This is a genomic window from Enterobacter cloacae complex sp. P13B (assembly GCF_014895915.1).
GTDB lineage: Bacteria > Pseudomonadota > Gammaproteobacteria > Enterobacterales > Enterobacteriaceae > Enterobacter > Enterobacter bugandensis.
Map to the genome: position 1 here is coordinate 1 of NZ_JADBQN010000068.1, position 9,297 is coordinate 9,297.

Annotated in this window: 11 protein-coding genes and 2 tRNA genes; 5 read left to right on the plus strand and 8 right to left on the minus strand. The window is 54.3% G+C overall.

The features are described 5' to 3' along the window. Positions 1 to 247: 247 nt before the first annotated feature. The 3 genes from IM273_RS21565 to IM273_RS21575 all read right to left on the minus strand — a co-directional run bounded on the left by IM273_RS21565 (position 248) and on the right by IM273_RS21575 (position 2,031). Positions 248 to 335, minus strand: a tRNA-Ser gene (locus IM273_RS21565). A 137-nt stretch (positions 336 to 472) separates the two neighbouring features. Further along, positions 473 to 1,150: an isochorismatase family protein gene (locus tag IM273_RS21570; RefSeq protein WP_025755865.1), complete on the minus strand. Its 678-nt coding sequence runs from the start codon at positions 1,148 to 1,150 to the stop codon at positions 473 to 475. A gap of 20 nt (positions 1,151 to 1,170) precedes the next feature. Further along, positions 1,171 to 2,031, minus strand: a complete 861-nt coding sequence (locus IM273_RS21575; protein WP_048999532.1) for a pirin family protein — start codon at positions 2,029 to 2,031, stop codon at positions 1,171 to 1,173. A gap of 109 nt (positions 2,032 to 2,140) precedes the next feature. On the opposite strand from IM273_RS21575, the gene IM273_RS21580 reads away from it, so the two are divergent. Next, on the plus strand, positions 2,141 to 3,046 hold the full coding sequence (locus IM273_RS21580; RefSeq protein ID WP_028012669.1) for a LysR family transcriptional regulator: 906 nt from the start codon (positions 2,141 to 2,143) through the stop codon (positions 3,044 to 3,046). 243 nt (positions 3,047 to 3,289) lie between these two features. Here the strand turns inward: IM273_RS21580 and IM273_RS21585 are convergent. Continuing rightward, positions 3,290 to 3,377 (minus strand) — tRNA-Ser (locus tag IM273_RS21585). Positions 3,378 to 3,609: 232 nt separating this feature from the next. On the opposite strand from IM273_RS21585, the gene ghrA reads away from it, so the two are divergent. The 4 genes from ghrA (at position 3,610) to IM273_RS21605 (ending at position 6,524) form a co-directional block, all read left to right on the plus strand. Beyond that, positions 3,610 to 4,548: a glyoxylate/hydroxypyruvate reductase GhrA gene (gene ghrA, locus IM273_RS21590; protein WP_028012670.1), complete on the plus strand. Its 939-nt coding sequence runs from the start codon at positions 3,610 to 3,612 to the stop codon at positions 4,546 to 4,548. Between the two features lie 84 nt (positions 4,549 to 4,632). Beyond that, entirely contained in the window at positions 4,633 to 5,370 is a 738-nt protein-coding gene (locus tag IM273_RS21595) for a phosphatase (protein ID WP_028012671.1), read from the plus strand. A 20-nt stretch (positions 5,371 to 5,390) separates the two neighbouring features. Then, the gene (locus IM273_RS21600; protein ID WP_048998814.1) at positions 5,391 to 5,945 is read left to right on the plus strand and encodes a molecular chaperone; all 555 of its coding nucleotides are present in this window, start codon (positions 5,391 to 5,393) and stop codon (positions 5,943 to 5,945) included. Between the two features lie 96 nt (positions 5,946 to 6,041). Further along, entirely contained in the window at positions 6,042 to 6,524 is a 483-nt protein-coding gene (locus IM273_RS21605; RefSeq protein WP_075206640.1) for a DUF1097 domain-containing protein, read from the plus strand. A gap of 45 nt (positions 6,525 to 6,569) precedes the next feature. Here the strand turns inward: IM273_RS21605 and csgG are convergent, their stop codons facing one another. From csgG to csgD, 4 genes are read right to left on the minus strand one after another with little or no spacing between them, the layout of a single operon-like run. Next, complete coding sequence (csgG, locus tag IM273_RS21610) at positions 6,570 to 7,403, minus strand: curli production assembly/transport protein CsgG (RefSeq protein ID WP_047368272.1); 834 nt, start codon at positions 7,401 to 7,403, stop codon at positions 6,570 to 6,572. Positions 7,404 to 7,429: 26 nt separating this feature from the next. After that, entirely contained in the window at positions 7,430 to 7,843 is a 414-nt protein-coding gene (gene csgF, locus IM273_RS21615) for a curli production assembly/transport protein CsgF (RefSeq protein WP_028012675.1), read from the minus strand. 23 nt (positions 7,844 to 7,866) lie between these two features. Next, a complete protein-coding gene (csgE, locus tag IM273_RS21620; RefSeq protein WP_028012676.1) occupies positions 7,867 to 8,256 on the minus strand; it encodes a curli production assembly/transport protein CsgE in 390 nt (129 codons plus the stop codon). Between the two features lie 4 nt (positions 8,257 to 8,260). Beyond that, on the minus strand, positions 8,261 to 8,911 hold the full coding sequence (csgD, locus tag IM273_RS21625; RefSeq protein ID WP_028012677.1) for a biofilm master transcriptional regulator CsgD: 651 nt from the start codon (positions 8,909 to 8,911) through the stop codon (positions 8,261 to 8,263). Positions 8,912 to 9,297 lie beyond the last annotated feature (386 nt).

Genomic DNA, 9,297 nt, shown 5'->3' on the forward strand with positions numbered 1-9,297 from the left:
TCTGGGGAACCCTCAGCCCCTGGGGAGAGGGTTAGGGTGAGGGTCTCAGGCCGCACCGAGCTGAATATAGCACCGGGGGGGGATTGACTCGCTTCGCTCGCCCTGCGGGCAGCCTGTTCGCTTTGCTCACAGTCTGTCCAACTGGCTACGCCAGTTGTCGAACCCCGGTCGGGGGTTCTCATCCCCCCACAGGCGTGCAATATGCGAAAAAAAAGCCCGCATTTTCATGCGAGCTCTTCTTCAAATATGGCGGTGAGGGGGGGATTCGAACCCCCGATACGTTGCCGTATACACACTTTCCAGGCGTGCTCCTTCAGCCACTCGGACACCTCACCATATTGTTTTGCTGCCTGACCGCTTGGGGGGCAACGGGGCGCTACTATAGGGAGTTGCGCGAAAGCGGTCAAGCAGATTTTCTGCATTCGTGCTTGTTCGGTTAAGCCTTAATCAGCTTATGACGCACAGCGCAGGATTAACGCTGTGAATCGAGCACTTCGCTGTTTTTCACCACCTCCTGCGCTTTGCCGTAGCTTTCGATCAGCAGCTGGTAGGCCGGGAAGATGTGGGTGTATACCTCAGCCCATTCAGCCGCATCTTCACGGTTCCAGGTTCGCTGGATCTCAGAGGCCACAGCGGCGGTATCCATCGGCACCACGCCTGCCTGGACCACGCGGGCCAGGGTGATCTCCTGCGCCATTTTGCTGTAGGTGCCGGAGGCATCAATCACCGCAAACACTTTATATCCGTCCGCCACCGCGCTGATGGACGGGAAGGCCATGCAGACGCTGGTGATCGTGCCTGCAATAATTAACGTCTTGCGACCGGTAGCTTTTACCGCCGCCACGAATTCCGGGTTATCCCAGGCGTTGATCTCACCTTTGCGGGCCACATACTGCGCATGCGGCGCGTTGGCGTGGATCTCCGGGATAAGCGGGCCGTTCGGTCCCTGTGGAACGGAGGCGGTGGTGATCACCGGGATCTTCGCCAGCGTGGCGATCTTTGCCAGCGCCGCCGCACGGGCGCGCAGCTCCGGCATGGGCATGTCGCCGACGGTCTGGAACAGCCCGCTCTGGTGGTCGATAAGCAGCATGACGGCATCATTTACGTCAATGACGGGACGTGCACCGTTGAAGTTTGCAGGGGTAGACATATCGCGCTCCTTAATTACGTTCAGATCTGGCCAAAGCGGCCGGAGTTGAAATCACGAATGGCTTCCGCGATCTCGGTTTTACTGTTCATCACAAACGGGCCGTAGCCCACAATCGGTTCATTCAGCGGCTCACCGGCCATCAGCAGCAATTTCGCGTCGCTGTTCGCTTCCAGATGCAGCTTTTCACCGCTCTGACTTAGCACAACCAGCTGCGCTTCACCCGCTGGCGTGGTGCCGTTCACCGTTACGCTGCCCTCAAGTACCACCAGCGCCGTGCTCCAGCCTTCGGGCTGGTTGAGCGTCAGATGGCTGCCCTGGTTAAGCGCGATGTCCCAGACGTTCAGCGGTGAGAAGGTATGGGCCGGGCCCGTCACGTCCTCAAGGCGACCGGCGATGACCCGCAGCGTGCCGCTGTTATCCGGCAGCGTGACCACCGGGATATCCGCTTTGGTGATGCTCTGGTAGCCGGGCGTCGCCATTTTGTCTTTGGCGGGCAGGTTGACCCACAGCTGCATCATTTTTAGTTCACCGCCTTTCTGCGCGAAGGCGCTGGAGTGGAACTCCTCGTGCAGGATGCCTGCGCCCGCCGTCATCCACTGCACGTCGCCGGGGCCAATAATGCCGCCTCTGCCGGTGGAGTCGCGATGCTCCACTTCGCCGGCGTAAACGATGGTCACCGTTTCAAAGCCGCGATGAGGATGCTCGCCCACGCCGCGTTTCGCGCCGTCCGCCGGGAAGGTGTACGGTCCGGCATAGTCCAGCAGCAGAAACGGGCTCAGCGGCTCGCCGTGCGTCTGGTAAGAAAACATTGAACGAACCGGGAAACCGTCACCGACCCAGTGCGGACGAGGTGCGGTATAAACGCCTGTTACGTTTTTCATGATGTACTCCTGATGTTCTGTTGATGTAATTAGCTTATATTCAGGGTTAATATCCCGGTAGATAGTGAAAATGACATTCACTGTTCTGAATATGGAACGATGAGGGCGTATGCAGGATCTCAATGATTTCGCGTGGTTTGTGAAGGTGGTGGACCATGGTGGATTTGCGGCGGCGGGTCGGGCGCTCGATCAGCCCAAGTCAAAACTGAGCCGCCGGATTGCCCAGCTGGAAGAGCGCCTTGGCGTGCGGTTGATCCAGCGCACCACCCGGCAGTTTACGGTGACGGAAGTGGGGCAGACGTTCTATCAGCACTGTAAAGCCATGCTGGTAGAGGCCGAAGCTGCGGAAGAGGCGGTGGCGGCGTTGCAGGCCGAGCCACGCGGCGTGGTCAGGATCACCTGTCCGGTCACCTTGCTGCACGTGCACGTGGGGCCCATGCTGGCGCGGTTTATGGCGCGCTATCCGGGGATCAATCTTCAGCTTGAGGCCACCAACCGACGGGTCGATCTGGTGGGCGAGGGCATTGACGTGGCGATCCGCGTTCGTCCACGTCCGTTTGATGACAGCGACCTGGTGTTAAGAGTGCTGGCAGACAGGGGACACTGCCTGGTGGCGAGCCCTGCGCTGATTGAGCGGATGGGTCACCCTGCCGTGCCCTCTGAGCTGAGCGAGTGGCCGGGTTTGAGCATGGGGGTGGGAAAGCAGCTGCACAGATGGGAGCTGAGCGGGCCGGAGGGAGCGAAAGCCGCGATTCATTACACGCCGCGCTTTATTACCACCGACATGCTGGCGCTGCGTGAAGCGGCGATGGCGGGGGTGGGCGTGGTGCAGCTGCCGATTTTGATGGTCAAGGATCAGCTGGCATCCGGGGAACTGGTAAGGGTGCTGGACGCATGGGAACCCCGACGGGAAGTGATTCACGCTGTTTATCCTTCCAGGCGAGGTTTGCTGCCGTCCGTCAGAACGCTGGTGGATTTTCTTACTGAAGAGTATGCGCGGATGGTGGAGGAGTAACGATCCCCTCGCCCTTTTGGGGAGAGGGTTAGGGTGAGGCGCTCAGGCTGCACCGAGCTGAATATAGCACCGGGGGGGATTGACTCGCTTCGCTCGCCCTGCGGGCAGCCTGTTCGCTTTGCTCACAGTCTGTCCAACTGGCTGCGCCAGTTGTCGAACCCCGGTCGGGGATTCTCATCCCCCCGCAGGCGTGCAACATGCGAAAAAAAAGCCCGCATTTTCATGCGAGCTCTTCTTAAAATATGGCGGTGAGGGGGGGATTCGAACCCCCGATACGTTGCCGTATACACACTTTCCAGGCGTGCTCCTTCAGCCACTCGGACACCTCACCATATTGTCATCCCGTTGTTGCTGGGACGGGCGCTAATGTAAGGAAAAGCCGAACTGCCGTCAACCCACTTTTTCAGTAATTTAGCGCGTTTAGACAAACTTCAGGCAACATGATTCTTAAATGTGCTGAAAGCGTCTTTTTTATCAACAACACGGTCGCGCAAGAAATTTGCTATGCTGACCATCCAGTTAAAAAGCAAAATAAATCAGCGCAATAAAAGGCAGGATTGACTATGGATATACTCTTCTATCACCCCACTTTTGATACGGCTTACTGGATTAAGGCACTTTCTGCGGCACTGCCGGGCGCTCGCGTTCGTGAGTGGAAGCGGGGCGATAACGAACATGCTGACTACGCGCTGGTCTGGCATCCGCCGGTAGAAATGCTCCAGGGCCGTAAGCTAAAGGCCGTGTTCGCGCTCGGGGCCGGCGTGGATTCCATTCTGAGCAAGCTGAAAGCACACCCTGAAATGCTGCCGGAAGATATTCCTCTGTTCCGCCTGGAAGATACCGGTATGGGCCAGCAAATGCAGGAGTATGCCGTCAGCCAGGTGCTGCACTGGTTCCGCCGCTTTGATGACTATCAGGCGCTTAAGCAGCAATCCCGCTGGGAGCCGCTGCCTGAATATCCGCGCGAAGCGTTTACCGTTGGTATCCTCGGCGCGGGCGTGCTGGGTTCGAAAGTGGCTGAAGCGCTCGCGCCGTGGGGCTTCCCGCTGCGCTGCTGGAGCCGCAGCCGTAAAGACTATCCGGGCGTTGAGAGCTTTGCCGGAACGGATGAGCTTCCGGCCTTCCTGAACGGCACGCGTGTGCTAATTAACCTGCTGCCCAATACGGCGGAAACGGTGGGGATTATCAATGAAGGCCTGCTCAACCAGCTGGACGACCAGAGCTATCTGATGAACCTGGCGCGCGGCGTGCATCTGGTCGAGCCGGATCTGCTGAAGGCGCTGGATAGCGGGAAGCTTAAAGGCGCCATGCTGGATGTCTACAGCCGTGAGCCGCTGCCGGAGGAAAGCCCGCTGTGGCGACACCCGCGCGTGGCAATGACTCCGCACGTTGCCGCCGTGACGCGACCTGCCGAGGCGGTGGCCTATATCTCGCACACGATCGGTGAAATAGAGAAGGGTAACCCGGTCACCGGACAGGTCGACCGACAGCGCGGCTACTGAGAGAAACCCGGCGTTCGCCGGGTTTTTGCTAATATTCGCCGCTGATAACTGCTATCCTTTGGAAAAAACGCAGAGGAGAGAAAGATGTATCCCGTTGACCTGCATATGCACACCGTCGCCAGCACCCACGCGTATAGCAACCTCCATGATTATATTGCCCAGGCGAAGCTTAAGGGCATCAAGCTGTTCGCGATAACCGATCACGGCCCGGATATGGCGGATGCGCCGCACTACTGGCATTTTGTGAATATGCGTATCTGGCCACGTCTGGTGGACGGCATTGGGATACTGCGCGGCATTGAGGCGAACATCAAAAACACCGACGGTGAAATTGACTGTACCGGCCCGATGCTGACCTCCTTAGATCTGATCCTTGCCGGCTTCCATGAGCCGGTTTTCCCGCCGCAGGATAAAGAGACCAATACCGCGGCGATGATTGCCACTATTGCCAGCGGCAATGTGCACATCATCAGCCATCCAGGCAATCCGAAATACCCGATTGATATTCAGGCCGTGGCGCAGGCCGCGGCGAAACACCGCGTGGCGCTGGAGATTAATAACTCCTCGTTCGTGCACTCGCGTAAAGGCAGTGAAGCCAACTGTCGCGAAGTGGCTGCCGCCGTGCGTGATGCGGGTGGCATGGTGGCGCTGGGCTCTGATTCGCACACGGCCTTCACGCTGGGGGATTTTAGCGAGTGCCTGAAAATATTGCAGGATGTGGATTTCCCGGAAGAGCGCATCCTGAACGTCACGCCGCGTCGTATGCTTGATTTCCTCGAGTCGCGCGGCATGGCGCCGATTGATGAATTTGCCGATCTTTAATTGAATAACGGAATAAAACAATGAATGAATTTTCCATCCTTTGCCGCGTGCTGGGCTCCCTGTATTACCGCCAGCCGCAGGACCCGCTGCTGGTGCCGCTGTTTACGCTGATTCGCGAAGGTAAACTGGCGCAGAACTGGCCGCTGGAACAGGATGAGTTACTGGAGCGCCTGCAGAAAAACTGCGATATGCAGCAGATCTCAACGGACTACAATGCTCTGTTCGTGGGCGAAGAGTGCCGCGTGTCGCCGTATCGTTCCGCCTGGCAGGAAGGAGCGACCGAAGCGGAAGTGCGGGCATTCCTTTCAGAACGCGGGATGCCGCTGAGCGATACCCCAGCCGATCATATCGGTACGCTGCTGCTGGCCGCGTCCTGGATCGAAGACAACGCTGGCGACGATGAAAATGAAGCCATCGGGATCCTCTTCGAAACGTATCTGCTGCCGTGGGTGGGGACCTTCCTGGGTAAAGTGGAAGCTCATGCCACCTCTCCGTTCTGGCGAACGCTGGCCCCGCTGACGCGTGACGCCATTGCAGCAATGTGGGACGAGCTGGAAGAAGAGAGCGAAGAGTGATGTAAATCACAAAAATCCTGCAACGATACATTTCAACTTGCACGTAATGTGCTTCTGATCTCATTTCTATGGCGCGCTTCTGCTAAGATGCGCGCCATGAACATATTACTTTGTATTGCAATCACGACGGGCATCCTCTCCGGTATTTGGGGATGGGTAGCGGTGTCTCTCGGTCTGTTAAGCTGGGCTGGCTTCCTGGGCTGCACGGCCTATTTCGCCTGTCCTCAGGGCGGGCTGAAAGGGCTCTTTATCTCAGGCTGCACGCTGATGAGCGGCGTTATCTGGGCGCTGGTCATCATGAAAGGCAGCGCGCTGGCGCCGCATCTGGATATGCTGGGGTACGTCATGACGGGTGTCGTCGCCTTCCTGATGTGCATCCAGGCGAAGCATCTGCTGCTGTCGTTTGTGCCGGGAACCTTTATGGGGGCCTGCGCAACCTTTGCCGGGCAGGGGGACTGGAAGCTGGTGGTTCCTTCCCTGGCGCTGGGGCTGCTGTTTGGCTACGCCATGAAGAACAGCGGTCTTTGGCTGGCGGCGCGACGGGAAAAAACGCAAAACATCACCGCGGTGAGTGAATAAAAAAAAGGCGAGATAATCATCTCGCCTTTTTTTATGCGCTGCCCGTCAGGATTCCGGAGGCACCGACATATCACGGTATTTCACCAGGATCGGGTTCTGCACCTCCGCTTTGTTTTGCAGATCCCACAGCCCGCGATCGATACCATCGTTGATTAAGAAGATCACACCGGTTTCAATGGCTGACATCAGACACATCATGACCGGTTCGTTAGAGGTGTAGCCAATTTCTCCCTCCAGCAGGCGCTGGTAATCAATAAAGCGGAATACCCCAGCCTGAACTTCATAAGACAATATCGTTTTGCTGGTGTTGACCGAAGAGAGCACTTCACCGGTACTGACGTTCACGACGCGCAGGTTAACCGCAATTTGGTCGAGCTGGTACTGGGTATCTGCGCCGATACCGAAGTAGCGCGCGCCCACGCCACCCGATTTCACGTTGCTCTCGTAACCGATAATCGACCCTTCAATCATCACGTTTGCGGCGGCCAGAGACTGCAGAGGCATCCGGTTATTGTCCGCAACGGTGCCATTCTCCTGCGCGGCACGAATGATTTTTCGTTCATTTAACAGGTTCTGAAGCCCCTGGCGTTCCAGCGGAATAAACCAGTGCGAATCTTTAAGTGCAGTCACCAGCATGGCGGTGGCGCTTTGCGGCACCGCGGTGGAGAAGTTACTTGCCGGATAAGGCTTAAATTGTCCGGTTTCATCCTGAATGTTGTATACCGAGACAAATATCTTGCCCGTAGGTGAAGGCAAATGGGTCAAATCACGGTAACTCTGGGCCCGCGGCATTAATGTGGGTTTTGCAGCTTCTTTAGGCGGAGCAGTTAAACAACCGCTCAATAAGCACACTGCAACAAATATCAGGAAGCGCTGCATGATCGTTGTCCTTATTTAGCTATTGTTTAAAAGTCAGTTGAATTATTTTGCAGGCCGGAAACCTCTATGGTGGAAGTTTTTCCGGTTTTACGATCGGTCACATTCAACTGGAGCTGTCCATCCCTGTTGGCGATGTCGACGATAAAGTCGTTGGTCATCATTCGGCCGGGTTTGCCGGTATTAATGTTGGTCAGCAATCCCCCTAAAATCTGCGACTGGATAGCCTGGGTGAAGTTATCCAGTGCGGAAGGGGTATCAACGGTAAAATCCTGAAAGCTCGGATCTTTATAGGAGTTTTGTGCCTGAGCTTGATTCAGCAGAAAGGCACCGTTGTTGGGGTTACCGCCAAAGTTAGGGTTACGGAACTGGAAGGTCATATTTCCGGCCCAGCTCAGGGGAGCAATAAGCATGATCGAAACAACTGCATATGCAATACGCATGACAGCCTCCGCATATCGGTTCGCTAGAACTCATCTTTTGCTAAATCGCTGGTGCTTAATAGGGCTTTATCTATTTGCAGGCGATTAATAGCGTCTTCAGTTTGAGCCAGTGCTAAGGCTACGTTTTTTTCGAAGTCTGTTTTCGAGGGGAATAAAAACGTTTGATAAATAACGTCCTGATTGGCCGTTATGGTTATCCAGCTTCCCCAACGTGCACTGGGCCGCTCGTTGATTGTTAAATTACCCGTGTAGGGACTGTCCCATTTATCGCTGAAGGCCCGGTAAAAACTGTGCCCAATCGATGAGACAGTGTGGTCAGTTAACAATCCGGGAACTTCGACCTCAACGGCCTGCAGGTTCCCTGCAGCGAGCAGGAGACTCGCTGCGGCGATCCAACTCAACGTGCGCTTCATGTGATTAACGCCTGAGGTTATCGTTTGCCCATGAAACCGCCTGAGTTCGGTTTTTAACAGCTATCTTCTTGAAAAGATTATAAAGGTGCGTCTTTACCGTATTTTCGCTGATAAATAACGAACGGGCGATTTCAATATTTGAAGCACCAATGCGTAATTTGTTCAGGATCTCTTTCTCACGGTGGGTGAGCAGCGCTGATTCCGAACTGTTATAGCGGTAATTTCCGGAGTGCGTGATGAGGTAGCTGGCCAGCTTTTGCGAGAAATAGCATTCGCCGCGCAATATGCCTTGCAGACCATCTACAACCCGAACCTCTTCTTCAGTGACGTAGAACACGCCATTGATATGCGGCCAGCTTTCAATATCTCTGAAAGGATATTCATCAGGCGTATTCAATAATAACACGCGGATATTATTGTTTTTCCTGCTTAAGTTATCTTGCCAGTAATGGATAAGCTTTTTATCGGCTTCCATCATATCAAACAGAATGATGCTGCCAGGCGCAATATCATCAAAAGAACGTTGAATATTATGCAATTTCCCGTTCAGTGATAGAGATTGCTTTAAATGTTGTAATAAAGCTGTCGCTTGCAGAGAAGGTTTTGTGATCAACAGTAATGTATGACCATGTAAACTATGGACTTCATTATACATGATGAAACCCCACTTATTTTTGGCACCTGACAGCCGCCCTCTCTGTAAAGAAGAGGGCACCAGAAGTACTGACAGATGTTGCACTGCTGTGTGTAGAATCAGAACATAACCTCCACAGGGAGGTAAATATAAAACCAATTTCGTACATCTAATTTCAATCTAGCTTTTACGAATTTTAAAGCAAGTGTTAATCATGTAACAAGATGTAAAAATCAATATTAATTTGTGAAAATTGCAGATTTTTAATGTTGTTATTTGATATGAAAGTTGTACATGGAAATAGTTGTGCATAGATTTTAAAAATCATACAAATATAATTAACCAGTTAATATTTATAAGTATTTATTATTTTCTTTAGTTTGTTCCCAGGTATGAGTAACTGATAC

Bases quoted from the DNA above. Each gene is read 5' to 3' on its own strand.
- IM273_RS21570 (WP_025755865.1), bottom strand. From the start codon at position 1,150: ATGTCTACCCCTGCAAACTTCAACGGTGCACGTCCCGTCATTGACGTA.
- IM273_RS21575 (WP_048999532.1), bottom strand. From the start codon at position 2,031: ATGAAAAACGTAACAGGCGTTTATACCGCACCTCGTCCGCACTGGGTC.
- IM273_RS21580 (WP_028012669.1), top strand. From the start codon at position 2,141: ATGCAGGATCTCAATGATTTCGCGTGGTTTGTGAAGGTGGTGGACCAT.
- ghrA (WP_028012670.1), top strand. From the start codon at position 3,610: ATGGATATACTCTTCTATCACCCCACTTTTGATACGGCTTACTGGATT.
- IM273_RS21595 (WP_028012671.1), top strand. From the start codon at position 4,633: ATGTATCCCGTTGACCTGCATATGCACACCGTCGCCAGCACCCACGCG.
- IM273_RS21600 (WP_048998814.1), top strand. From the start codon at position 5,391: ATGAATGAATTTTCCATCCTTTGCCGCGTGCTGGGCTCCCTGTATTAC.
- IM273_RS21605 (WP_075206640.1), top strand. From the start codon at position 6,042: ATGAACATATTACTTTGTATTGCAATCACGACGGGCATCCTCTCCGGT.
- csgG (WP_047368272.1), bottom strand. From the start codon at position 7,403: ATGCAGCGCTTCCTGATATTTGTTGCAGTGTGCTTATTGAGCGGTTGT.
- csgF (WP_028012675.1), bottom strand. From the start codon at position 7,843: ATGCGTATTGCATATGCAGTTGTTTCGATCATGCTTATTGCTCCCCTG.
- csgE (WP_028012676.1), bottom strand. From the start codon at position 8,256: ATGAAGCGCACGTTGAGTTGGATCGCCGCAGCGAGTCTCCTGCTCGCT.
- csgD (WP_028012677.1), bottom strand. From the start codon at position 8,911: ATGTATAATGAAGTCCATAGTTTACATGGTCATACATTACTGTTGATC.